22 protein-coding genes are annotated in these 24581 nt (G+C 67.9%); 9 read left to right on the top strand and 13 right to left on the bottom strand.

From position 1 onward, the window contains the following. Positions 1-141 precede the first annotated feature (141 nt). Entirely contained in the window at positions 142-1761 is a 1620-nt protein-coding gene (locus tag AC1Q6P_RS09715; protein ID WP_492663732.1) for an amidase, read from the bottom strand. Between the two features lie 266 nt (positions 1762-2027). Between AC1Q6P_RS09715 and AC1Q6P_RS09710 the strand changes: the two genes are divergently transcribed. Beyond that, on the top strand, positions 2028-2540 hold the full coding sequence (locus AC1Q6P_RS09710; protein WP_171827719.1) for a hypothetical protein: 513 nt from the start codon (positions 2028-2030) through the stop codon (positions 2538-2540). Positions 2541-2577: 37 nt separating this feature from the next. Here the strand turns inward: AC1Q6P_RS09710 and AC1Q6P_RS09705 are convergent, their stop codons facing one another. Then, entirely contained in the window at positions 2578-3000 is a 423-nt protein-coding gene (locus AC1Q6P_RS09705; protein WP_102766107.1) for a cold shock domain-containing protein, read from the bottom strand. 190 nt (positions 3001-3190) lie between these two features. After that, the gene (locus AC1Q6P_RS09700) at positions 3191-3436 is read right to left on the bottom strand and encodes a hypothetical protein (RefSeq protein WP_133155053.1); all 246 of its coding nucleotides are present in this window, start codon (positions 3434-3436) and stop codon (positions 3191-3193) included. 478 nt (positions 3437-3914) lie between these two features. Here AC1Q6P_RS09700 and AC1Q6P_RS09695 point away from each other — a divergent pair, with 478 nt between their 5' ends. Next, positions 3915-7004 (top strand): TonB-dependent receptor, encoded by a 3090-nt coding sequence (locus AC1Q6P_RS09695; RefSeq protein ID WP_492663730.1) that lies wholly within the window; start codon positions 3915-3917, stop codon positions 7002-7004. A 334-nt stretch (positions 7005-7338) separates the two neighbouring features. On the opposite strand, the gene AC1Q6P_RS09690 is transcribed toward AC1Q6P_RS09695, so the two are convergent. The 4 genes from AC1Q6P_RS09690 to AC1Q6P_RS09675 all read right to left on the bottom strand — a co-directional run bounded on the left by AC1Q6P_RS09690 (position 7339) and on the right by AC1Q6P_RS09675 (position 10923). After that, the gene (locus AC1Q6P_RS09690; RefSeq protein WP_492663729.1) at positions 7339-8400 is read right to left on the bottom strand and encodes a branched-chain amino acid ABC transporter permease; all 1062 of its coding nucleotides are present in this window, start codon (positions 8398-8400) and stop codon (positions 7339-7341) included. 8 nt (positions 8401-8408) lie between these two features. After that, the gene (locus tag AC1Q6P_RS09685; RefSeq protein WP_492663728.1) at positions 8409-8831 is read right to left on the bottom strand and encodes a DoxX family protein; all 423 of its coding nucleotides are present in this window, start codon (positions 8829-8831) and stop codon (positions 8409-8411) included. A gap of 111 nt (positions 8832-8942) precedes the next feature. Further along, on the bottom strand, positions 8943-9752 hold the full coding sequence (locus tag AC1Q6P_RS09680) for a LytR/AlgR family response regulator transcription factor (protein ID WP_492703159.1): 810 nt from the start codon (positions 9750-9752) through the stop codon (positions 8943-8945). Then, on the bottom strand, positions 9718-10923 hold the full coding sequence (locus tag AC1Q6P_RS09675; protein ID WP_492663726.1) for a sensor histidine kinase: 1206 nt from the start codon (positions 10921-10923) through the stop codon (positions 9718-9720). The genes AC1Q6P_RS09680 and AC1Q6P_RS09675 overlap by 35 nt, the downstream gene beginning before the upstream one ends. 363 nt (positions 10924-11286) lie before the next feature. Between AC1Q6P_RS09675 and AC1Q6P_RS09670 the strand changes: the two genes are divergently transcribed. Continuing rightward, entirely contained in the window at positions 11287-11760 is a 474-nt protein-coding gene (locus tag AC1Q6P_RS09670) for a (2Fe-2S)-binding protein (RefSeq protein WP_171827724.1), read from the top strand. 1 nt (position 11761) lies between these two features. Next, a complete protein-coding gene (locus tag AC1Q6P_RS09665; RefSeq protein WP_492663725.1) occupies positions 11762-13960 on the top strand; it encodes a xanthine dehydrogenase family protein molybdopterin-binding subunit in 2199 nt (732 codons plus the stop codon). 84 nt (positions 13961-14044) lie between these two features. Here the strand turns inward: AC1Q6P_RS09665 and AC1Q6P_RS09660 are convergent, their stop codons facing one another. After that, positions 14045-14239 carry a cation transporter gene (locus AC1Q6P_RS09660; RefSeq protein WP_171827726.1) on the bottom strand — a complete coding sequence of 65 codons (195 nt, stop codon included), beginning with the start codon at positions 14237-14239 and terminating at the stop codon, positions 14045-14047. Between the two features lie 74 nt (positions 14240-14313). On the opposite strand from AC1Q6P_RS09660, the gene AC1Q6P_RS09655 reads away from it, so the two are divergent. The 4 genes from AC1Q6P_RS09655 (at position 14314) to AC1Q6P_RS09640 (ending at position 19250) form a co-directional block, all read left to right on the top strand. Beyond that, a complete protein-coding gene (locus AC1Q6P_RS09655) occupies positions 14314-16764 on the top strand; it encodes a heavy metal translocating P-type ATPase (RefSeq protein WP_492663724.1) in 2451 nt (816 codons plus the stop codon). Positions 16765-16908: 144 nt separating this feature from the next. Next, positions 16909-17781 (top strand): FRG domain-containing protein, encoded by an 873-nt coding sequence (locus tag AC1Q6P_RS09650; RefSeq protein ID WP_492663723.1) that lies wholly within the window; start codon positions 16909-16911, stop codon positions 17779-17781. Between the two features lie 167 nt (positions 17782-17948). Next, on the top strand, positions 17949-18635 hold the full coding sequence (locus AC1Q6P_RS09645; protein WP_492663722.1) for a hypothetical protein: 687 nt from the start codon (positions 17949-17951) through the stop codon (positions 18633-18635). Beyond that, positions 18636-19250, top strand: coding sequence for a TlpA disulfide reductase family protein (locus AC1Q6P_RS09640; RefSeq protein WP_492663721.1), 615 nt, complete (start codon positions 18636-18638; stop codon positions 19248-19250). Positions 19251-19257: 7 nt separating this feature from the next. Here the strand turns inward: AC1Q6P_RS09640 and AC1Q6P_RS09635 are convergent, their stop codons facing one another. After that, positions 19258-20139 (bottom strand): pirin family protein, encoded by an 882-nt coding sequence (locus tag AC1Q6P_RS09635; RefSeq protein WP_492663720.1) that lies wholly within the window; start codon positions 20137-20139, stop codon positions 19258-19260. 55 nt (positions 20140-20194) lie between these two features. Then, positions 20195-20842 carry an FMN-dependent NADH-azoreductase gene (locus AC1Q6P_RS09630; RefSeq protein WP_492663719.1) on the bottom strand — a complete coding sequence of 216 codons (648 nt, stop codon included), beginning with the start codon at positions 20840-20842 and terminating at the stop codon, positions 20195-20197. 145 nt (positions 20843-20987) lie between these two features. Here AC1Q6P_RS09630 and AC1Q6P_RS09625 point away from each other — a divergent pair, with 145 nt between their 5' ends. Continuing rightward, the gene (locus tag AC1Q6P_RS09625) at positions 20988-21926 is read left to right on the top strand and encodes a LysR family transcriptional regulator (protein ID WP_492663718.1); all 939 of its coding nucleotides are present in this window, start codon (positions 20988-20990) and stop codon (positions 21924-21926) included. Here the strand turns inward: AC1Q6P_RS09625 and AC1Q6P_RS09620 are convergent, their stop codons facing one another. The 3 genes from AC1Q6P_RS09620 to AC1Q6P_RS09610 all read right to left on the bottom strand — a co-directional run bounded on the left by AC1Q6P_RS09620 (position 21927) and on the right by AC1Q6P_RS09610 (position 24467). Further along, positions 21927-22973 (bottom strand): SGNH/GDSL hydrolase family protein, encoded by a 1047-nt coding sequence (locus AC1Q6P_RS09620; RefSeq protein WP_492663717.1) that lies wholly within the window; start codon positions 22971-22973, stop codon positions 21927-21929. It lies immediately after the preceding gene. 165 nt (positions 22974-23138) lie between these two features. Continuing rightward, the gene (locus tag AC1Q6P_RS09615; protein WP_102766092.1) at positions 23139-23477 is read right to left on the bottom strand and encodes an ArsR/SmtB family transcription factor; all 339 of its coding nucleotides are present in this window, start codon (positions 23475-23477) and stop codon (positions 23139-23141) included. 141 nt (positions 23478-23618) lie between these two features. Beyond that, entirely contained in the window at positions 23619-24467 is an 849-nt protein-coding gene (locus AC1Q6P_RS09610) for an energy transducer TonB (protein WP_492663716.1), read from the bottom strand. Between the last annotated feature and the right edge of the window lie 114 nt (positions 24468-24581).

Below are 24581 nucleotides of genomic sequence, written 5' to 3'. Positions count from 1 at the left end.
CGGCCGTGTCACGACGAGCTGCTGCCTGCGCAGTATCGGGTGCCTCGTTCAGTGCGGTCGCGCATGCTTGCGCGACGGCCAAGCAGCCGAAAAAAAGCCCGGTCACGCCGGGCTTTTCTTTTGGGGCCTGACGGCCTGTGCTCAGACCTTGCTGAGGAACTTCGGCGCTGCCCGCTTGAGGCTGGCCTGCTCGTAGGCGTAACCGTAGGCCAGGATCTTGGCCTCTTGCCAAGCCAAGCCGCCGAAGGAAATACCGGCGGGCAGCTCGGACACCAGGCCCATGGGCACGGTCAGGTGCGGGTAGCCGGCCACGGCAAAGGGCGAGGTGAAGCCGCCGCCGGTGAAGTGATCGCCCAGCAGAGGGTCGGTCAGCCAGGCGAGGTTGCCACTGGGTGCGACCACGGCGTCGAGCTGGTGTTCGGCGAACAAGGCGTCCAAGCCTTCCTTGCGGGCATAGCGCTGGTTGGTCTCGACCGCTTGACGGTAGACCTCCGCGTCCAGGCCTTGGGTGGCCTGCGCCATGTCGAACAACTCCTGGTCAAAGAAGGGCATCACGGTCTTGGCATGGGCCTTGTTCCATTCGATCAGGCCAGCCAAGTCCTTGGCCGGCGCATCGGGCTGGTAGGCGGCCAGGTATTCGGCCAGGCCGGCCTTGAGCTCATGCATCAGCACGGTCATTTCGCTCTCGCCGTACTTCTCCTGGTGCGGGATCTTGAGGTCCTGGTCGACCAGCACCGCCCCCTGGGCCTTGAGCACGGCCAGCGCCTCTTCGAACAAGGCATTCACCTGCGGCTGCGGCGGTTGGGCGCTGCGCAGCACGCCGATGCGAGCGCCGCGCAGCGCATCCTTGCGCAGGCCGGCGAGGTAGTCGACCGGCTTGGGCGCGGCGGCGGTGGCGCGGTCCTCAGTGTCGGGCGCGGCCAGCACCTGCAGCAGGGCAGCGGCATCGCGGACATGGCGGGTCATGGGGCCGGCCGTGTCCTGGCTGGCCGAGATGGGGATGATGCCGCTGCGGCTGACCAGGCCCACGGTCGGCTTGAGGCCGACGATGCCGCAGATGCTGGCCGGTGAGGTGATGGAGCCATCGGTCTCGGTGCCCACGGCCAGGGCGCACAAGCCGGCCGCCACGGCCACGGCCGAACCGGAGCTGGAGCCGCTGGGGTTGCGCGCCAGCACGTGGGGGTGGCGGGTCTGGCCGCCGCGGCTGCTCCAGCCGCTGGTCGAGCGGCTCGAACGGATATTGGCCCACTCGCTGAGGTTGGTCTTGCCCAGAATCAGGGCGCCGGCCGCGCGCAGGCGGGTGACGAGAAAGGCATCGCGGCTGGCATGCAGGCCGGCCAGCATCAGGGAGCCGGCCGTGGTGCTCATGGCGTCGGCGGTGGCGATGTTGTCCTTGATCAGCACCGGCACACCGTGCAGCGGGCCACGCGGGCCGCGGCGCTTGTCGCGGCGCTCGCGGTCCAGGGCCTGGGCTTCGGCCAGGGCATGGGGGTTGAGCTCGATCACCGAGCGCAGCTGCGGGCCCTGGCGATCGAGCGTGTTGATGCGGCGCAGGTAGTGGCGGGTCAGGCTTTCGCAGCTGAGCTGGCCGCCGGCCAGTCCTTGCTGGATGGCCTGCAGATCCAGGGCGTCAAAGCGCGCCGAGGGCATGGGAGCCACCGGCAACTGGCTGCCGGCGCCGGCCTGGGCCAGGCCCGCGCCCAGGGTCAGGGAGCCGGCGACAAAGCCGCGGCGGTTGAGGAAATTGGCGGGAGCGTTCATGGCGTCTTGTCCGAATCGAGGGGCGAGGATTCACGGCGGGCTGGCTTGTTCCAGGACTGCGCGACAAGACAGGAGCGGGCATTGTGCCGAGACCGCCCCCGCTTGCGTCCTAGGGCATGCCCGGGCCGGGGCGTCGCAGTGGCGTCATAAAAATCCGGCGGATCAGGTCGGCTGCACTCAAGTTCGGCCCAAGGCGGCCGAAAGCCGATGAATCCCGCCGCCGTCTGCCGCGCTCCCTCGGCCTGTCGCCCAGGCCTTTTGTCGTCATGGCTGAAGTTCCCGCCCCGACCCTGCCCGAGCTCGAAGCTGCGCTTGCCCAGATGGTGCAAGAGCGCTACCCCCACGCGGAGAGCGACGACGAAGCCGAGCTGCAAGCCATGGCGGCGCGCGACTGCGAGTACCTGCTGACCCGCATCCGCATCCTCGAGGCCGAGCTGATCCAGGCCAATGACGAGGTACAGTGGATTGCCCCGGGCCATCGCAGCTCGCCGGCCCAGGCGCTCAAGCGCATCAAGGCCTTGTGCACGCGCTTCCCGGATCTCTTCAGCGCCATGCTGGTGGTGGCGGTCACGCACCCGGCCGTGGCCAAGGAGATGCTGGCGCCGGCCATCAAACAGTTCCGCCGCGACACCGACACCCTCAGCGTCGACGATATGAGCGGCTTGCTGGTGGCGCTGAACAACGGTGCGCAGCAGGCCTTCGAAGCGGTGCTGCGCACGCGCAAGAACGCCGAACGCAAGGGCGGCGGTGGCGGCGCCATGGCCTGGGTCCGTGACTGACACGATGCCCTCCCCGCCGGCTGAGCTGACGCCGGAATCAGTGGCCCCAGGCCAGGGCCAGCTTGTGCAGCACCTGCGCCGGCGTGTTGGCCCGGCTCATGTCCAGCCAGACCACGGTTCCGAGCGCCAGCAGCAAGGCAGCGCACACCGAGGCCCAGCGCAAGCGGCGCTGCAGCTGGCGGCGCTGATGGTAGGCCGCGCCCTGCAACGGGACCTTGGGCGCGGGTACAGGAACGGCCGCGTCCGGGCGGCGCTTGGAGCGCTGCACTCGCACGGCCTGCTTGCGGCCGTCGCGACCGATCACCAGCTCAAAGCTCAGCACCTCGCCCAGCAAGGGCTGCTCGCCGTCGGGCGGGAACGCGGAAATGTGGACAAACAACTCCTCGCCGCCCTCCAGCGGCGCGATGCTGCCGTAGCCGCGCAAGGCAGCCCAGGCAGTCAAACGGCCTTCAAATCTCATGATGCACCCCAATCGACTCCGGGGAGAGCGCGGACCCTGACCGACTCTCCGGGCTGAGGCCGCGGTCACGAACCATCGGGCCTCAGTTCTTGTTCTTGTGGATCTGTATGGGGCGGATGCTGCGCTTGTTGGCCGCGCAAGGCTGCAACAAGGGGTAAGGCGCTGTAAACAGTGCCAAGTTCCTCACGGTTCAGCGCTGCTGGGAGCGTGCGCGCAGAGCCTGGGCTGTGGTTTGCATACCCTCGACCCGCTCACGCAGCAGCTCCAGCCCCTGTTGCTGCTGCGGGCAGGGTCGGCGCGCGCTCAAGAGCTTTTCCTGGCGCGCCAGGCGCTGCCGCAAAAGGCGCTCCTTCTCGCGCACCAAGGCGCGCTCGCGCTCCAGCTCACTGGCGCTGAGTCGATTCCAGGCGGGGCGTTTTCCGGGTGTGTTGGCCATGGCGAAGGTCTCCTGACTCGATCGTTGAGCGGACTGTGGCGAGGGCAGGCACGCGCCTCAAGCCGGATGTGACCGAGCCGGCCAGGCCGGGGACGAAACCGGGTTTTGCAAGCGCGAACTTGGGCGATGCCCGCCTCGCCGTCCGCACTGTGAACGCAGAGGCCCGCCAGCTCCAGCCTGCTGGGACCAAGCCGGGTGGTGGCGGGAGCAAGGCCCCGCCACCGGTCGAAATCCGGGGATTGGCCCCAGCCCGGCGGGGTTTGTTCCCTTTTGCAACGGCGGCCCGCCCGTGGCGGCAGCAGGTCGGCACTTGATCCCAGGACTTCGGCCCTGGATGCCCCGATTTTTAGAGTCGCGGCACCGCCCTGCCCCTGGCCGCAAAGCCGGTCGGACATGGAGCGGTGGAGGCGATCTCCAAGCGATCGCCTCCGGCAGCAAGCACTCCAACCCACTTCCAAACTATTCGGGGGAATGAACCATGGTCAAGAAAACCCATCTGGCTCGCGCGCTAGCCCTGGCCTTCGGCAGCACGGTGCTGATGCTCAGCGTGCCCACGCCGGCACAGGCACAGTCCAACACCGCCGGCTCCATCTACGGCACGGTCAGCGCTGCACCGGGCACCCTGATCCAGCTCGAGAACAAGGCCACGGGCGTCAAGCGCAGCGTGCCCGGTGATGCCAACGGCCGCTTCAACTTCGCCTCGGTGCCACCGGGCAGCTACCGGCTGCAGCTGCTGCGTGATGGCAAGGTGATCGAAACCCGGGATGACATCGAGCTCTCGGCCAGCCAGAACCAGGAGATCAGCTTCACCAGCGCCGGCAACACCCTGGAGGCGGTGCTGGTGACCGGCACGCGCAAGGTCATCGACGTGACCAAGACCAGCAGCAGCACCAGCTTCTCGGCCGAGAAGCTGGCCGCCTTGCCGGTGGCCAAAAACGTCACCGCCGTCGTGCTGCTGGCCCCCAACACCACGGCGGCCGACAGCCGCTATTCGGGCGGCTCCAGCTTCGCCGGCGGCGCGGCCTCGGAAAACGCCTCCTACATCAATGGCTTCCCGGTCACCAACCCTCTCACCCAGCTGGGCGCGAGCGAGCTGCCCTTCGGTGCCATCCAGGAACTGCAGGTGCTGACCGGCGGCATGGGCGCCGAGTTCGGCCGCTCGGTGGGCGGCGTGGTCAACATCATCACCAAGAGCGGCAGCAACCAGTGGGAAGGCGGCGTGATGTTCAGCACCGAGCCGGCAGGGCTGCGCGGCAAGAGCGTGAACCTGGACTACCCGATGACCGGCGCGGCGGTGAACGCCGCGACCGACGGCAAGCTGCGCCGCTTCCGCGCCGATGACCGACTGAGCAAGACCGAAGTGGGCGCCTATGTCGGTGGCCCGCTGATCAAGGACAAACTCTTCCTCTTCATCGCGGCCCAGCAGAACGACAGCAAGAACAGCCGCGTGCGCATGAACAATCTGTCGACCGACAACGCCTCGGTGCTCAAGTGGGGCTGGACCGAGGACAAGGACCGCAGCCAGCGCCTGTTCTCCAAGCTGGACTGGAACCTCAGCGACGAACACCGCCTGGAGCTGAGCGCCATCCGCGACAACTCCACCCGCGACAGCAGCTACTCGGGCTATGACTACAGCACCCTCAGCCGCGTGGCCGGCGCGCCCATCACCCTGAACTACAAGAACATTGCCGGTGAGACCCCCGATGGCGGCGACGTCAACATCCTGAAGTACACCGGCTACCTCACGCCGGATCTGACCGTGACGGCCCTGGTCGGCGAAAGCCGCGTCAAGCACAGCAACGGCATCGCCGGCGCCGACATCTATGACCCGGCCAAGGCCTTGTTCGGCGTACAGTTCCCGGCTGGCACCCAGGCACCCGGGCTGAACTACTTCAACCCCAACCCGCTGGTGGGCTCCTTGATGAGCGGCAAGGACGCACGTGACACCATCAAGAGCAAGCGCATCGACATCGAGTACCAGCTGGGCCGCCATTCCCTGCGCGCCGGCATCGACGACAACAAGCTGGCCTCCACAGCCGCGGGTGACTTCACCGCCGGCGGGGGCACCTGGGCATTCCGCAAGGCCTCGAACCCCAGCGCAGTGCGCCTGGCCGGCAAGACCTTCGACCTGCTGACCGGCGGCCCGGCGCCGACCGCGCTGCAAAAGCAGGGCTTCTATGTCTTGCGAACCCTGTTCAACGACCTGACCGACGCATACTCGGACCAATCTGCGCTGTATCTGGAAGACCGCTGGCAGGTCAACAAACAGCTGCTGCTGACGGCCGGCATCCGCAAGGAGGACTACAACAACCGCAATCACTTCAACGAGAAGTTCATCGACCAGAAGAACCAGATCGCGCCGCGCCTGGCCGCTGCCTTCGATGTGAACGGCGACGGCTCGCTCAAGCTCTTCGCTTCGGCCGGCCGCTACTTCATCCAGATCCCGACCCATCTCGCCGTGCGTGGCGCCAGCCCTTCCACCGGCACCAGCCAGATCTTCGGCTACACCGGCATCGACCCGACGACCGGTGCACCGACCGGCCTGAACCAGGTCTCCGAGCCCCGCTCGGCCAATAACGAGCTGGGTCAGCGCAAGGACGTGCGCCAGATCACCGCCACGAATCTGAAGCCGACCTACCAGGACGAGATCGTCCTCGGTTTCGAGAAGGCGCTGCAGAAGGACCTGGCCTTCGGTGCCCGCCTGACCTACCGCAAGCTGCGCTCGACCATCGACGACTACTGCGACCAGACGCCGATCGACGCCTGGGCCGTGGCCAATGGTGTGGACAACTCGCACTACCCCGGCTTCAACTGCGCCTCGGTCAACCCGGGCGAGAAGGTTGATCTGGATGTGGACTTCGCTGGCGACGGCAAGAAATACCACCGCGTGAGCCTGTCGCCGGAAGAGATGGGCCTGCCCAAGGCCAAGCGCAGCTATGTGGCCCTGGACCTGTTCCTGGAACACGCGCTGCGCAATGGCTGGTACGGCAAGGTCAACTACACCTGGTCGCGCAACTACGGCAACACCGAAGGGCAGACGCTGTCGGATGTGGCGCAGACCGATGTGTCGGCCACCCAGACCTGGGACAACGGCGACGTGATGATCGGCGCCTACGGCCCCCTGGCCAACCACCGCACCCATCAGCTCAAGGCCTACGGCTTCTATCAGCTCAACGACGAGTGGACCATCGGCGGCGCCGCGATCTTGGCCTCGGGTCGTCCCATCAGCTGCCTGAACAATTTCACAACCGCCCCGGGGCAGGGCGCGGGCTCACCGTCGTACCGCTTCCACTACTGCGAGGGCCAGATCTCGCCACGCGGCGCCCTCGGCAATCTGCCCATGGAACAGCGCCTGGATCTGAACCTCAGCTACCAGCCGCGCGCGCTCAAAGGACTGGGCCTGAAAGTCGATGTGTTCAATGTACTGAACCGGCAGCAAGCCATCACCGTGCGCGAAGACCGCAATGTGCCCAACTCGGTGGCCGTGGACGCGGTGGCCAACGGCACCCTCGCCACCGCCGCCGCCCGCGCCGTCAAGCTCACCGTCTCCTACGACGTGAAGTTCTGAAGTGGGACCGAAAGAAGGCCTTGAGGCCTTCCTGACGCCCTCGGAAGGACTGGGCGCCTGCCAGCGCCCAGGCTGAGACGTGCCGAGAGAAGGCCTTGAGGCCTTCTCGACGACATACTTAGGCCAAGCTGCTTGCAAGCAGCTTGGCTGAGACAGAACCGAGGACAGGCCCTGCGGCCTGTCCGACGCCTGTCGAAGGACTGGGCGCCTACCAGCGCCCTGGCTGAGGTGGGACCGAAGGAAGGCCTTGAGGCCTTCCTGACGCCCTCGGAAGGACCGGGCGCCTGCCAGCGCCCGGGCTGAGACAGCCTCGATGAAGGCAGAAATGTCTTCCTCACCCCTTCCCCGGCCACAAGCCCCTGGGCCGCCACAACATCACCCCCACCATCACCACGGCCACCAGCAGCTGGCGCAGGATGGGCGCATCGAGGCGGCCATCGCTCCAGGCCTGCAGCGGCCCGGTCAGGTAACGCAAGGCCTCGGGCAAGACCGACAGCAGCAGCGCACCCAGCACCACGCCCGGCACATGACCCGAGCCGCCCAGCACCACCATGGCCACGATCAGCACCGACTCCTGCAGGCTGAAGGACTCGGGCGAGACATAGCCCTGAAACCCGGCGAACAGGCAGCCAGCCACACCACCCAAACTGGCGCCCACGGCAAAGGCCATGAGCTTGAGCCGGGGGGTGTTCAAACCCATGGCCTGGGCCGCCATCTCATCCTCGCGCAAGGCCTTCCAGGCCCGGCCCAGCCGCGAATCTCCCAGACGCCGACTGATCAAGACCGCCAGCAGTACCAAAGCCAGAAACAGATAGGCATGCAAGGTCACCGGGGCCAGCCACAGCCCCGCGAACAAATCCAGGGGCTGGCCGAAATTCAATCCGGCGATGTGAGGATCGTCGATCTGGCTGATGCCGCGCGCGCCGTTGGTCAGATTGACCGGGTGGCCGAGGTTGTTGAGCAAAAGCCGGATGAGTTCGCCAAACGCCAAGGTCACCACGGCCAGATAGTCGCCACGCAGACCCAAGGTGGGCGCACCCAGCAGGCAGCCCAAGCCCGCAGCCAAGATGGCGCCCGCCGGCAGCAGCAGCCACCAGGGCGCGTGCATGCCGGCCGGAAAACAAGCCCTCACCCAGGCGAAATGCTCGAACAGATGAGGCGAGGCGGCGAGCGCCACCACATAGGCGCCGAGGGCATAGAAGGCCACAAATCCCAGGTCCAGCAGGCCGGCGAAGCCGACCACCACATTGAGCCCCAAGGCCAGCAGCACATAGAGCAAGCCCTGCCCGAACATGCGAACGGGTGCCTGCCCCAGGTGCTGCAGAAGCAGAGGCAGAAGCAGAAGGCCGAGCGCCAGGGCCCAGCGAGGCAGCGGCAGCAGCAGCGGCAGCCGCACGTCCGGCCTCAGCGGGCGCGCCAGACTCGCTCCCGGTCCGCCGCCGCCAGCACCAACAGACCCAGCAAGAGGCAGACGCTGTACTCCACGCCGCCCGAACCATGCTCGCCGACAAACCAGCCGCGGTGCATATGGATCAAGTCGATGCCACCGAGGGCGATCACGGCCAGGGCGGCGGCAGCCCAGCGGACGGCGATCCCCAAGATCAGGCAGCTGCCAGCGATGATCTCGGTGGCCGTGATCAGCCAGACCCAGAGCAGCGGTTCAGGCAGGAAGCTGAACTGGGAAAGGTAGGTCGCGAAGCGCGGAATCGTGCCGTTGAAAATGCGCGTCACGGCATGGGCCATGAACAAGGCCGGGATGCCCAGGCGCAGGACCCACAGGGCCTGGCGCAAGCTGGGCACGGGAAGCAGGGGAAGCTGAACAGACATGGCGGATCGGCGAGGCCGGCAGCCGGCCTCGCGCCGGAGTGCGAAGGAGCGCCACGTTAGGTTGGGCAGCCACGCGCGGCAAGAGGGTCTGCCCGCATGCCCGGCCCCGCCTCAATCAAAGTGCGCCCGCACCTCCTTGACGAAACGCTCGCTGACCGGCACCTGCTCGCCGCTGCACAAGCTCAGGGCATAGGTGCTGTCGCCGGTGACCGCCAGGCTGGCAAAGGCCTTGGGGCGCACCAGGGCCGTGCGATGAACGCGCAGAAACTGCCCTTGCGGCAGGCGCGCCTCCAGGGCCGACAGGGTCGAGCGATGCAGCACCATGCGCCCGGGCACACCCGCCGAGGGCGACTGCAGATGCAGCTCCACATAATTCCCCGCGGCCGCGATCCACTCGATCTCGGCCACGGCGATGCGCTCGACCAGTCCCACCGAGCGTACCGTCAGGAACGGCAGTTCGGGCAGGCCGGTGCCGGCCGCACGGCTGTGCTGCTCGCGCACAAAGGCCTGCAAGGCCTCGGCCTGCAAAGCCGCGCCCTGCTTGAGGCCCAGCATCTGCTCCGCCCGGCCCAACATGGCCGCGAAGCGCTGGTCGTCGAATGGCTTGAGCAGGTAGTCCAGCGCGAACACATCGAAAGCGCTCAACGCATGCTCGTCGTACGCAGTGACAAACACCACCAGAGGCGCCCCCGGCTGCTGCGCCAGCTCGGCTGCAAAGGCCAGGCCGTTCTGCCGCGGCATCTGGATGTCCAGCAGCAGCAGATCGACCTCGCGCTGGGCCAGAGCCACACGCGCCTCGGCGGCGCTGGCACAAGCACCCACACAGCGCCAGTCCGGGTGTTCGGCCAGGGCCAGCTGCAAATTGCTGCGCGCCAGCGCCTCGTCATCAACGATCAGTGCGTTCCACATCTTCACTCGCATCGCGCCAGGGCAGGCTCATCTCCAACACAAACCGCTCGCCCGTGCCGTCGGCTTCAGCGTCGGCATCGGCATCGGCCTCAATCCGCGTGTGCAACTGCGCCGCCGGCCCGTACAGCATGGCCAGGCGCTCGCGTGTGGCACTCAAGCCCAGGCCATGACCGGCGCTCGGCGTGCTGGCTTCGCCGCGCGCGTTCTCGATGCGCAGATGCCAGCGCTCACCCTGGCGATGCAAGGCGAAGTGCACCCGGCCTGCGCCGCCGCTGGCCTCCAGACCGTGGCGGATGGCGTTCTCGACCAGAGGCTGCAAAAGCAAGGGCGGGCAGGCGACCAGATCCCAGCCCGTGGCCTCATCGAGCTGCCAGCTCAGGCGCAAGCCGGCACCAAAGCGAAGGCTTTGCAAGGCCAGGTAGTCGCGCACGAAATCGAGCTCGTCCTGCACCGTCACCCAATCCAGGCGGCTGACGCGCAGCGCATAACGCAACAATTCGCTGACCCGACTCAGCGCCGACAAGGCCTGGCCGCGCTCACCGGCACGCACCAGCGATGACACACCGTTCAAGGTGTTGAACAGAAAATGGGGCTCCAGCTGACCTTGCAGCAGGGTCAGGCGCAGACGCAGGTTGTCGCTCTGGGCGAGGGCCCAGTCGCGCTCTCGCCGACGGCTGCGCTGCCAGGCGCTCAGGCCGACCACGGCCGCAAACGTGCCCGTGACCACCATGAACTCAAACCACCAGAGCACCCCCTCCTGACGCCCCAGATTGGCCAGGAGTCGGCCCCAGGGGCGATCCAGCCGCCACATCACCACCACCACCTTGGCCGTGATGGCCAGCGGCACCATCACACCGACGCAAAGCAGGTAGAGGCCGGCCAGTTGGCGGGGCTGGCTCCAGCGCTGGGGCCAGCGCTCGATGCACAGATGCAGCAGCCAGGTGTAGAGCGCCATCAGGCTCAAGGCGCCGAGCGAATCCAGCAGGCCCTGCCAAGGAGATCCGCCGCCCGCACCACGGCGGGCGGCATCCGCATACAGCGTGGCCCCCATCAGCAAGCCCACCCCCGACCAGGCCAGCAAGGCCCAGATCAGCGAGCGCACGCCCTTGGCCGCGGGGCTGCGCGCAGCCGCTTCGGCCTCAGCCTGTGGCGGGATCAGCGGGAGCGGCAGGGGAGCTGACATCGATGGAGTCCGGGCGCGACGAGGGTCGTGTGAGGGCAGGCGACCGCGAGGCAGGAAGGAGGGAGGGAGCGAAGCGAGCTTGGACGAAACAGCCTCAGGCCAAACAGCGGGTCGGAAGATCGCAGATCGGGCAACTGTAGAGGATGGCCGCGGCCACACCGGCGGGCTTGGTGGCAGCGGCCCGGGGTTTCGTCCCAGGGCGGACATGCAGCGCCCCGGCGAAAACACCAGGCCCTGCAGAAACAGCCCAGTCTGTGTAAGCTGCGTGCGGCGCGGTGCAGCGCTCGGCGACCACCGACCGGCTGCATTCGTCCCCCGACCCTCGCCCCATTTTTGCCATCCTCCCCACCCCAGGAGACGCCCATGAGCATCCCGCTGACCGTGAACGGCCAGGCCACCTCACTCGACGCCGACCCCGACATGCCCCTGCTGTGGGCGCTGCGCGAGGACTTGCGCCTGACCGGCACCAAGTTCGGCTGCGGCATGGCCCTGTGCGGCGCCTGCACCGTGCACCTGGACGGCCAGCCGGTGCGCGCCTGCTCGACCCCGCTGTCGGCCGCGGCCGGCAAGAAGATCACCACCATCGAAGGGGTCGGTGCCAGCAAGACCGGTCGGGCGGTGCAGGCCTCCTGGGTCAAGCTCGATGTGCCGCAATGCGGCTACTGCCAGAGCGGCCAGATCATGAGCGCCTGCGCCCTGCTGGCCGCCAAGAAAAAGCCCAACGATGCCGACATCGATCAGGCCATGAGCGGCAATATCTGCCGCTGCGGCACCTACAACCAGATCCGGGCCGCCATCCATGACGCCTCGGCCACGCTGAGCCAGAAGGGAGCCTGAGATGGACGCACGCCACCCCAGCTCGCTGAGCCCCACGCTGAGCCCCACGCTGAACCGCCGCCAGCTGCTGCAAGCCGGCGTCGGCAGCGCCGCCGCTCTCAGCATCGGCTTCGCCCTGCCGCTGAGCCCGCGCCAGGCGCAGGCCCAGGTCAGCAACACTTTCGCCCCCCACGCCTGGCTGCGCCTGACGCCGGACAACCGCGTCACCGTGCTGTGCGGCAGCTCGGAAATGGGCCAGGGCGTGCTCACCGCCATCCCCATGCTGCTGGCCGAAGAGCTCGATGCCGATTGGCGCCTGGTCGGCGTCGAGCAGGCGCCGGCCGATGGCCGCTACAACAACCCCATGTTCGGCATGCAGGCCACCGGCGGCAGCACGACCGTGCGCGCGCACTGGACCCCGCTGCGCCAGGCCGGCGCCGCCGCACGCGAGATGCTGGTGGCCGCCGCCGCGGCCCAGTGGCAGCTGCCTGCCGCCCAGCTGCGCACCGAGCGCGGCCATGTGCTGGGCCCAGCCGGGCAGAAAGTGGCCTACGGCGCCCTGGTCGCCGCCGCCTCTCAGCAAGCCGTGCCCAGCGCCCCCAAGCTCAAGGCCTCGGCCGACTTCAAGATTTTGGGCCGCCCCACCCGCCGCCTCGACACCCCGGCCAAGACCAATGGCACGGCCCGCTACGGCATCGACGCCCAGGTCGAGGGCATGGTGATCGCCGTGCTGTCGCGCGCGCCCTTCGAGGGCGCCAAACCCAGGCGCATGGACGAGGCCGCAGCGCGCGCCGTCAAGGGCGTGGTGCAGGTCATCACCCTACCTTTTGGCGTGGCCGTGCTGGCCCAGGGCTACTGGTCTGCCCAGCAAGGCCGCCAGGCCCTCAAGCTGGAATGGGATCTGAGTGCCAAGCCCGAGCAGGCGGCGCTGTCTGCATCCCAGGTCAGCGCCCTGCTACAGCAAGGCGCAGAGCAGGCCTCGGCCGTGGCCGTGGACCAGGGCAATCTCAAGGACGCCTCCGCCCAGGCGGCCAAGACCTTGAGCGCGCGCTACGAGGTGCCCTACCTGGCCCATGCCTGCATGGAGCCGCTCAACTGCCTGGCCTGGGTGCAGGCCGACCGGGCCGAGGTCTGGACCGGCACCCAAGGCTCCGGGCCGACACAAATGGTGGTGGCCCAGGTGGCCGGCGTGCCGCAGGCCAATGTCAAGGTCAACACCAGCTTGCTGGGCGGCGGCTTCGGCCGGCGCTTTGCCCATGATGTGACCATTGCCGCGACCCTGTTGTCCAAGATCAGCGGCCGGCCGGTCAAGCTGATCTACGACCGCGCCGACGACATGGCCGCCGGCTTCTACCGCCCTGCCTCGGTGGTGCAGTTCGAAGGCGCGCTGGACGCCCAAGGGCGGCCCACCATGCTGCGCGCCGATGTGGGCTCGCCCTCCATCATGGCGGCCTCGGGCTTCATGAAGATCCCCGAGAACGGCGTCGACTCCATGGCCGTCGAGGGCCTGGCCGACCAGCCCTACGACATCGCCAATCTGCGCATCGCCTACGGCCGCGCCGAGCCGGGCCCGCAGGTCTGGTTCTGGCGCTCGGTGGGGCATTCGCAGAACGCCTTCTTCCTGGAGAGCTTCATCGACGAGATGGCCCACGCGGCCGGCGCCGACCCGCTGCAGTTCCGCCTGGCTGCGCTGAGCAAGCAGCCGCGTCTGCAAGCGGTGCTGCGCCTGGCCGCGGCCAAGGCCGGCTGGGGCAAGAAGCCGGCCAAGGGTGTGTACCGCGGCATTGCCGCGGCCGAGAGCTTTGGCAGCTTTGTCGCCGAGGTGGCGGAGGTCTCGGTGGGCAAGGACGGTGTGCCCAAGGTGCACCGCGTGTTGGCCGCGGTGGACTGCGGCCAGACGGTCAACCCGCTGACCATCCAGCACCAGGTCGAGAGCGCCATCTGTTACGGCCTCTCGGCGGCGCTCTACGGCAAGATCACGCACAAGGATGGCCGGGTCGAGCAGAGCAACTTCCACGACTACCCGGTGCTGCGCCTGAGCGAGATGCCCAAGATCGAGGTGCATCTGGTGGCCAGCCAGGAAGCGCCCGGCGGCATCGGCGAGCCCGGCACGCCGCCGCTGGCACCGGCCGTGGCCAATGCCATCTTCGCCGCCACCGGCGTGCGCCTGCGCCAGCTGCCGATCGACCCGGCGCTGCTGGTCGTCAAGAAGACAGGCTGAGGCCGCGCCGCAGATCGCACATCAGGTTCTGGCCCAGAGCCTGATCCTCGCGATCAAGCCCAAGCAGCACCAACTCGCCGGCCGTCAAGCCGGCGGGTAGCCCGCCTCACGCAAGGCTGCCGCCAGCGCGGCCTCATCGAGCTGCCCTCCATCGACCGCCAGCCGATGCTGGGGCAGGTCGAACTGCAGCCGCGCTTGAGGATCGGCTGCCGCCAAGGCTTGAGTGATCGCGGCGACGCAATGGCCGCAACTCATATCGGGAAGGGTGAATTCAAGCATGGGTGGAATCAAGGCAGCAAAGAACTTGCCGCAAGTCTAGGACAAGCCATGGCGCTTGGGGCGACACTGGAACCATGACAGCGATACCGACCTCTCTTTCACCCACTCTTTCAGCTCTGCGCCTGCCTTTGTCCGGCATGAGTTGCGCGTCCTGCGTTGCGCGGGTGGAGAAGCTATTGATCAAGCAGCCAGGGGTGAGCCGGGCCGAGGTCAATCTCGCCACGGAAACGGCCCTGATCGAGGGCGCGGTGGCGCTGGCGCCGCTGGCTGTGGTCCTGGCGCAGGCGGGCTATCCGCTGCGCGAGCAGGCGCTGCGGCTGAAGATCGAGGGCATGACCTGCGCCTCGTGCAGCGGGCGGGTCGAGCGCGCGCTGGGCAAGATTCCCGGCGTGATCTCCGCCGAGGTCAATCTGGCCACCGAGACGGCGACGCTGCGCACCCTGGCCGGCCTGGAGGCGCGCGTCCTGATCCAGGCTGTGGAGAAAGCCGGTTATGGCGCGCGAAAGCTGGACGAGAGCGGTTCCGGCGCAGCAGCGTCAGCGGCAACGACACCCTGGGCCCAAAGCGCCTGGCCGGTGCTGATTGCGGCCCTGCTGTGCGCGCCCCTGGTGCTGCCCATGCTGGGCATGCTGTTCGGCCAGCACTGGATGCTGAATGGCTACGGGCAGCTGGCCCTGGCGGCGCCGGTGCAGTTCTGGCTGGGCGCACGCTTTTACAAAGCCGGCTGGGCCGCGCTGCGCGCCGGCAGCGGCAATATGGACCTGCTGGTGGCCCTGGGCACCAGCGCCGCGTTTGGTTTGTCGCTCTACGAGCTCTGGGCCCATGGGCCGATGAGCATGGCCTTGTATTTCGAATCAGCGGCCGTGGTCATCTGCCTGGTGCTGCTGGGCAAATGGCTGGAGGCACGGGCCAAGCGACAGACCACCGAGGCCATCCGGGCCCTGCAGGCCCTGCAGCCGCAGAGCGCCCGCGTGCTGCGCGAGGGTCGCGAGCAAGAGCTGCCGCTTGAGCAACTGCATCTGGGCGACGAGGTGCTGGTGCGGCCGGGCGAGCGCATCCCGGTGGATGGCCTGGTGCTGGAAGGCCGCAGCCAGGTCGATGAATCGCTGATCACGGGCGAGAGCCTGCCGGTGGCCAAGCAGGCCGGCGATCATCTGACCGGCGGCGCCGTCAACGGCGAAGGCCTGCTGCGCCTGCGCTGCACCGCGCTGGGTGCCGAATCGACGCTGGCCCGCATCGCCCGCATGGTGGAAGACGCACAAGGCCACAAGGCGCCGATCCAGCGCCTGGTCGACCAGGTCAGCGCCGTCTTCGTGCCCGTGGTGCTGCTGCTCGCCCTGCTGACCCTGCTGGGCTGGGGGCTGGGCTCGGGGCAATGGGAGCCCGCCCTGCTGCATGCCGTCTCGGTGCTGGTGATTGCCTGCCCTTGCGCGCTCGGCCTGGCCACACCCACGGCCATCATGGCCGGCACCGGCGTGGCGGCACGCCACGGCATCCTGATCAAGGACGCACAAGCCTTGGAGCTGGCGCACGGTCTGAACCTGGTGGCCTTCGACAAGACCGGCACCCTGACCGAGGGCCGCCCTCGCCTGCAGGCCCACGAAGGCCATGCCGACTTGCTGGCCCTGGCCGCGGCCGTACAGGCAGGCAGCGAACACCCCCTGGCCCGCGCCGTGCGTGAGGCCGCCGCAGAGAGCCCCGAACTGCCCATCCCGACGGCACGCGAGATGCGCGCCGTGGCCGGCCGCGGCGTGGCCGCCGAGGTCGATTGGCAAGGCCAGGCGCGCGAGCTGCGCCTGGGCAGCAGCCGTTTCATGCAGGAGCTGGGCCTGGACCTGAGCCCCTTGCAAGCCCGTGCGGAGGCGCTGCAGGCGCAGGGCCACAGCCTGTCCTGGCTGGCCGCCCTGGGTCGCGGCAACGAAGAAAGCCCTCAGCTGCTGGGCCTGCTGGCCTTTGGCGACCGGCTCAAGCCCAGCGCGCGGCAGGCGGTCGATCGCCTGCACGCCATGGGCGTGCAGACCGCCCTGATCAGCGGCGACAACCGTGGCGCGGCCGCTGCCGTGGCCCGCCAGCTGGGCATCGATGAAGTCCATGCCGAAGTGCTGCCGCAGGACAAGGCGCGCATCGTCAGCGCGCTCAAGACCGGCCCGCAAGGTGAGCCGCGCCGTGTCGCCATGGTGGGCGACGGCATCAATGACGCGCCGGCCCTGGCCGCGGCCGATGTGGGCCTGGCCATGTCCAGCGGCACCGAGGTGGCCATGGCCGCGGCCGGCATCACCCTGATGCGCGGCGACCCGGCCCTGGTGGCCGATGCCATCGCCATCTCGCGCCGGACCTACGCCAAGATCCGCCAGAACCTGTTCTGGGCCTTCGCCTACAACGCCGTCGGCATTCCGCTCGCGGCCTTCGGTTTGCTGAACCCGGTGTTGGCCGGTGCGGCCATGGCGTTTTCCAGCGTGTCGGTGGTCAGCAATGCCTTGCTGCTGCGGCGATGGCGGCCGACCGGCAGCGAGGCACGCCGCTGACGATTCGCCACCTGCCGGCGGGCGGGTTCACCTGAGCCCTCTTTCAGGGACAGGGCTTGGTGAATGTTCAGCTCGGCAGCCGCCGGGTCTGAAGGCATGCTGCCGGCTGCGGGTGCGCATCGCCCGGCCGGAGACCCTGCCCCCATGAAACTCGACGCCCAGGAACTGCAAGCCATCACGGCGCCCGCCCCCATCACGGCCGTGGCGGAACTGATCGACCTGTTCGAAACCCACCGCAGCCAAGGCCGCGTCTGGGCCTACCGCGGCCAGTCGCGGCCCTTCGGCAGCTTGCAGCCCTCGTTCCAGCGCCAGTTCACCCGCCCGTCCAGCGCCACGGCCGAGCTGATCGAGCGGCATCTGGTGCAGGCCTTTCGCGATCACTACGCCAAGCTGCCAGATCGCCATGGCGACATGCCCAACACCCAGCAGATCGATGCCTTCCACACCCTGCGCTGCCTCAGCGTCATGCAGCACTACGAGATCCCGACACGCCTGCTGGACTGGAGCGCCAGCTACTGGACTTCGCTCTACTTCGCCTGCGCCAGCGACCCGGGCGAGGACGCCGAGCTCTGGTTCTACGACCGCAACATCTTCATCGAGCAGCGCAACCAGGATGGGCGCTGGAGTGCCCTGCTCGATGCCAGCCCGCAACCCCCTGCCGAGCCAGCCTACCTCTACCAGCCCGGGGTGCCGGCCCTGGTGGAGCTGGACCCGAAGATCTCGCCGCGCATGCGCACCCAACTTGGCCATCACACGGTGGCCAGCGAGGTGTTTTCGGATCACGCCCAACTGATCCGCACGCTCGATCTGGAACGGCAAAAGCTGAATGCCGCAAGCGGTTTCGAGGTGCAGCCGCACTTCGGCCGCGTCACCATCACCGCCGCTTGCAAAAGCCGGGCCCTGCAGTTCCTGGCCGAGCACCACCAGATCACCGCCAGCAGCATCTTCCCGGACGTGGTCGGCCTGGGCCGCTTCCTGCGCTGGCAGTTCGATTCGCTGCGAACCATGCTCTTGTGAGCACCGTCCCCACTTCAGGGTGAGGCGAATCGGCCACGCGCTGGACTCAAACTGGAATCGGGCTGACGCAGAATATGCGCTGACTCCGCCGCCAGCCGCCCACCGCCATGCCCGTCCTGAATTCACCTCGCCGCCGCGCCTTCGCGTGCACGGTCTTGAGTCCCCTGTTGAGCAGCCTGCTTTGTACGCATCTGCTGCTCGCCGCTGGTGCCGCTCGGGCCCAGGATGCGGCGCCAAGCTCGGCGGCCAGCAGCACCAGCACCGGACAGCGCTACGAAGTCTGGGCCGATGTGCTGTTCGGCCCCGACGGGCGCAATCTGGCTTTCCACCTGCCCGACGAGACCGTGCTGCCCACGCCTTTTGCTGAGCTGGTCAAGCGCCAGCTGCAAGCCGCACGCATCCAGCCGGTGCAGGACAGCGATGGCTCGCCGGCCACCTTTCGCACCGGCGTGCGCTTGAACTACCTGCTGCTGCCGGCCAGCAGCCCCGAGGCGAACAGCCAGGTGCAATTCCTCGGCTCGGCGGTGGCGCCTTTGCCGGTCAAGCGATACATGGCCAGCTATCCGAAGGATGTCAGCCAGCAAGCAGGCTGGGAGGGCGGCGTGCAAGCCACCTGCCATGTCAGCCCGGAAGGCCAGTGCCAGAAGATCGAGGTGCAGATGCTGCCGGGCATGCCGGAATCGGTGCGCCGCTTTGCCAAGGCCTCCTTCGAGGGCTGGGCCTTTGATGCCCAGCGCATCAACAACCGCCCGGTCGACGGTGAGATCGCAGTGCGCTTCGCCCTGCGCACCCGTGACGAGTACCCCAAGGACTTCCGCATCCCCGCGTTCGAGCGCTTCATCCAGGGCCGTTGAATGGCTGCACACCACCACCATCTCCGGGCCTTCGTCAGTCGAAGCCGTACCTGGGCGCGGCACGCAGGCCGCGCCGCTGTCACCCTGCCGCTGTGCCTGGCCCTGATGGCCGCCCCGCTGGCACAGGCCAAGCCCGGGGTACCGGGCGCTGGCGACCTGCCGCCCGACGCCGTCGGCAAAAACCTCGACGGCGACACCATCCTGCTGAGCCAGTACGCCGGCCGCGCCGTGGTGCTGACTTTCTGGGCCACCTGGTGCGGCTATTGCCTGAAAGAGCTGCCGGTGCTGGAGAACATCCAGAACCTGGTCGGCCCTGAGCGCCTGCAAGTGATCGCGGTGAACACCGAGGCGCGCGATGTCTTCCGCAAGGCCAAGCGCGCGCTCCGAGATTTCAAGCTGCAAATGATTTACGACCCCGACAAGCAGGCCCAGCAGGCCTTCGGGGTGCAAGGCATCCCGCACATGCTGATCATCGGCCGCGACGGCCGCATCATCCGCCTCTACCGCGGCTACAGCGAGAGCTCGCTCGACGCGATCGCCGCCGACATCAACGCCGCCCTGGCCGCACCGCAGACCAAGGCGGCGGGTGCTGGCGAGGCCAGCAGCCAGCCCTGAGCCGGCGTCAGGCCAGCACGCCGGCCTGGTAATCGCGCACCGCCTGCACCAACTCCTCGTGCGTGTTCATCACGAAGGGGCCGTGCTGGGCGATCGGCTCGCGCAGCGGCCGGCCGGCGATCAGGATGGCGCGGCTGGGCGCATCCGCTGCCGCCTGCAAGACCAGCCCATCGCTGCCCGGCGTGTTGGCCAGAATGGCCATGCGCTGGGCCGGCACACGGCAGCCGCCCGGGAACTCCAGCGCGCCACGGTACACATACACAAAGGCGTTATGTCCCTCGGGCAAGTCCTGCTCGAAACGGGCGCCGGCAGGCAGGTGCAGGTCCAGGTAGAGCGGCTCGGTGTGTTCGCGCTGCATGGCACCGCTCACGCCGTGGCTGCTGCCTGCGATCACGCGCACGGTGACGCCCGCCTCGGTCTGGAACTCAGGGATCTCGGCCGTGGGGATGTCGCGGTACCAGGGCGCGCGCATCTTGTCGTGGCTGGGCAGGTTGAGCCAGAGCTGGAAGCCCTCCATGCGCCCCTCTTCCTGCTCGGGCAGCTCGCTGTGGATGACGCCGCGACCGGCCGTCATCCATTGCACCCCGCCGTTGCCGAGCAAGCCCTCGTTGCCGGCGGAGTCACGGTGGCGCATGCGGCCTTCGAGCATGTAGGTGACGGTTTCAAAACCGCGGTGCGGGTGGTTGGGGAAGCCGGCGATGTAGTCGTCGGCCTGGTCCGAGCCAAAAGCATCGAGCATCAGAAAGGGGTCGAGCCGGCGCTGCAGGTCCTGCGTCAGCACCCGGGTGAGCTTGACGCCAGCCCCATCGCTGGTGGCCTGGCCGACGACCAGGCGCTCCACCGCACGAGGGCTGTGGACGGGTTGGCGAACAGGGGACGGGCTGCTCATCGGGGACGACCTTTCTGAAGTCTTCGAAGTGGGTGGGCTTGGGGCTGGATCGCGCTCAGGCGATGGTAGCGAGGGCTTCGTCGATCTGCTCGCGTGCTGCGGCCCAGCCGGCGGCTTCGGCCTCGGGGCCCATGGCCAGACCTTCGGCGTAGATGAACTGCACATCGGTCATGCCGAGGAAGGCCAGCACATTGCGCAGATAGGGCACAACCGTGTCGCTGGGCTGGTCACGATGGATGCCACCGCGCGACAGCACGACATAGACCTTCTTGTTCTTCAGCAGGCCTTCGGGGCCGTTGGCGGTGTATTGAAACGTGACGCGGGCGCGCGAGATGGCATCGATCCAGTTCTTCAGCTGGGCGCTGACGCCAAAGTTGATCATGGGCGAGCCGATCACCAGCACATCGGCGGCTTGCACCTCGGCGATCAGGGCATCGTCCAGAGCGACGCGGGCGGCCTGCTCGGCGCTGCGCTGCTCGGCGGGGGTGAACAGGGCTTGCAGGGCCGCTTCGTCGAGCACCGGATGCGGCTGCAGGGCCAGGTCACGCACGGTCAGCGCGCTGGCCGGATGCTGGGTCTGCAGGCGGGCCACCAGTTCCTGGGCCAGGCGGGTGGAGACGGAGCCTTGACCCTCGACGACGCGGCGGGCGCTGGAGTTGATTTGCAGGATGCGGGTGGTGGAGGTGTTGCTGATGTCGCTCATGGTGGATTCCTCTCAAGGAGCCGGTTGCGCTGCACCCCGTGGTGAAGCGATGGGCTCACTGTATTGAGAACTCCCGAGCGACAGAAGCCATCGATCTGGATAAGATTGTTCCACCAAAGCATCAATCCAAAGACATCCTCCACCCATGAGCCCCGACGCCGACGACCTGCTGCTGTTTGCCCGCGTGATGGACAGCGGCAGCTTCAGCCGCGCTGCCGAGCGGGTGCAGCTGCCCAAATCCAGCGTGTCACGGCGCATCGCCGCGCTCGAACAGCGCCTGGGCGAAAAGCTGCTGCAGCGCAGCACCCGGCGCCTGGCGCTGACCGAATTCGGCGCCGGCGTGCTGGAGCATGCGCGCGCGCTGAGCGCCGAGGTCGATGGCGCCCTGGCCCTGGCCTCGCAGCGCCAGCTGCGGCCCAGCGGCCGGCTGCGCGTGTCCATGCCGGCCGATCTGGCCCACCATGCCTTTGGTGACATGCTGGCGGATTTCACCCTGCGCTACCCCGACATCACGCTGATGCTGGACCTGTCGCCGCGTCGCGTGGACCTGATCGCCGAGGGCTTTGACCTGGCCGTTCGCATCGGCGAGCTGCCGGCCGACAGCCAGCTGGCCGCGCGCCGCCTGGCCGTGTTCAGCAACGGGCTCTATGCCTCGCCGAGCTATCTGCAGGCCCATGGCGAACCACGACAACCCGAAGACTTGCTCGACCAGCATGGCTTGATGATTCTGAACCGCGCGGGTGAGGCCCCGCCCTGGCGCCTGCAACGCCTTCGCCCCGACGGCAGCGAAGAAAGCTGGAGCGGCACGCCCGCCCGGCGCAGCCTGGTCAACGCGCCCGACATGCTGCTGCGCCTGGCCTGCGCCGGCGTGGGCATCACAGCCGTGGGCAACCATTTCGCCGGCCCTTGGCTGGCCAGCGGGCAGTTGCAGCACGTGCTGCCGGACTGGCAGTTGCCGGACGTCACCTGCTGGGCGGTCTTCCCCGAGCGGCGGCTGATGCCGCTGCGCACGCGGGTGTTTCTCGAAGCCCTGGTCGCACGCATGGCGCAATGCCCGGGACAGGCGCCCGACCCGCGCCGCTGATCAGGCGCCGGCCGCCTCCATGCGCCGCCGCCGGCTCGCAAGGGTCAGCACGCCGGCCAGGCCCGCCAAGAGCAGCGCCGCCGATGCCGGCTCGGGCACGGCCGCCGCATACACCTGATCGGCAATCAGCTGGTGGCCGAAGGCGGTGGGGTGCTGGCCGTCGTAGAACAGGGCGGTGGCCGGATCACAGCCGTTGTGTGCAGCGCCACAGGCATGGCTGACATTGCTGAGCCCATACGCCGAAGGCTGGGCCACCACCCGACCCAAGGTGCCGAAAAGATCAAACACCTGCACGCCGGCCTCCCCGGTGAGCCGCTGGGCCAGAGAAAGATTCATGGCATTCGCGGCCCAGGAACCGAGTGCGGCCACCGGCGCGCCATGGCTCTGTGCACGCGGTGTGAGGCCGAAGTCGGCCACATTGAGCACCAGGATGTGCTGTGCGCCGGCCGCTTGCAAGGTGTCGACCATGGCGCCGATGTCCTCGGCAAAGCTGCGCGCAGCGGCATCCACAATTGCGGCGGCGGCAGCCGGGTTCATGGCCGCCGCCTCCATGGCTTGGCTCACATTGACGGCGCCCCCCGACAGCACAAACAAGGATTGCGCGGGCGCGGTGCTGCCACTCAGGGGCAGCGTGGCCAGATACTGGTCCAGCTGTGTGCGCATGCTGAAAGGGAAGCCAGGGATGGGCGTCCCCGAGCCGTCCTGCCCGGAGGCCCCCCCGCCGTAAGCAAAGTTGCTGCCGCCCAGCTGCGAGGCCTGGGCGCTGAGGCCCAGCCGATCGGCGAAGCGCTCGGCCCAGACCGGCCCATTGCTGTAACGACCCGAGGCAAAGGGGCGGGACGCGAAATAGGCATCCCCGCTGATCAACTGCCCTGGGTCCGCCCCGACCAGACGGGCGTTGTTGCCGCTGTCGGCCAGGCTGTCACCGAACACGACCAGGCTGGCATACGAACTGGAGGGCGCCGTCTGCGCCGCCAGCGGCCCACAGGCCCAGACCATCAGGCCGACGGCCAAAGGTTTCAGGACCCAGCTGTTTCGCTTGCTCATACCGCTTCTCCCTCAAAAGGGCCCATCACGACGCCCCGGCTTCGAAGCGCAATCGTTCACGGGCCCGACAAAAGAAAGCGAGGTTCCGTCAAAGCGCAGGCCGCGTCAACGCCGCAAGCCCGTGAAACCACCTGCAAACGAGTGCCGTTTTTGTAACGGGATATGTCAGCGGTTCTGAACAAAGGCCGCGTTGATCTTGGCGGCACGCGCATTGCTCTGGGCAATGCTGCCGCAGACCAGATCGCAGAGCTGATAGACCGCCGGATCGGCGATGCGGTAGTAAGCACTGGTACCGCGGCTCTCTCGCTCCACCAGACCTTGCTGCTGCAGCAGGCTCAGGTGGCGCGAGATGTTGGCGATGCTGAAGCCACACAACTCGGCCAACTCACCCACCTTGCGCTCCTGCTGCCGCAGCAGATTGAGGATCTGCAAGCGCGTGGGCTCAGACAAGGCCTGGAAATAGGCCGCAACCTGGGTCAATGCGGCAAGTGGCAGGTCTTCCATGATCGGGTGGGTCGCCAAAAGGCTGGGGAAGCACCGATTTTACGCGCCGCCGGGTCGATCAAGCGCTACATGGCTATTTTCGCAATCAAACAAACAACGCCCCCCCTCCAGCAACCAGCGCCAGCGCAACGGCGAACCGGATCACTCCAGGCGGAACACCAACTCCACCGTCGCCTCACGAGCCTTGGCAATGGGCTCGAAACGCCATTGGTTGACAGCTTCCAGCGCGGCGGGGCTGAGCCGACGATGGGTGGTCTGGATCGCTTCGGCACGGCCCACCGTGCCATCCGGGTTGACGGTGAAACGCACCTGTACCGAGCCCGAGCGCAGGGTCGATTGCAGCTGCCGAGGGAACTCGGGCTCGACCATCTTGATGGCCTTGAGCGGGGTTTCAAGTGGCGGCGCCGGGGGTTCGGCGAAGGCGGGCGAGGCGGAGGCCGGCGGTGCAGCCAGGGTCTCGGGCAGAGTCGGCGGAACCGACGTGGCGCTCAAACTGGCGGCAGCCAGGCGGGTGGGCTCCGGGGCCGGTTCATTGAGCTGTGACGGGGCTGCCGCGGTCTGCGTGGCGGCGCCACGCTCGGGCACGATATCGGTCACGGTTTCGGTGATGCCTTTGCGGTCGGCCGGCGTGCCCGCGCGTTTGGCCGATGCCACATCGCTTCCACCATTGCGCTCAGGCGTGCGATTACTGGCGGCTTTGGCCGCCACCGGCGCCGGTGCTGCGGCCGCCCCCTGACCCGGCAAGATGATGGTCGGCTTGGCGCCCGGCTTGTCAGCATGCAGGCGGATCCATTGGAAGACCTTGTCGGCATCGCGCTGCGCGCGCTCGGCCGGAGTCATTTCCGCCTTGTTGCTGGTGCTGCTTTTGCCGGCATCGGCCTTGCCGGCTTCAGTGCCTTGGGCTTGCGCCAGAGGGCTGGTGCTCAATGTCGTGGCCAGGGTTACGGCCACACCCACCAGACTCAAGGCCCGGCGCTTGCTTCGACACATGCTGTGCTCCTTGAAATTGTGTTGGGGGGGGTCAGCGAAACCGCTGGTCGCGGCAGGCGGGAGTTTAGGGAAGGCCCAGGGCCTCCCTTGCTCGGGTTTGCCCGCAGTCCAGAG

The sequence above is a fragment of the Roseateles sp. GW835-FHT13E02 genome (assembly GCF_058794035.1).
This window is presented reverse-complemented; position numbering and strand designations above follow the sequence as displayed.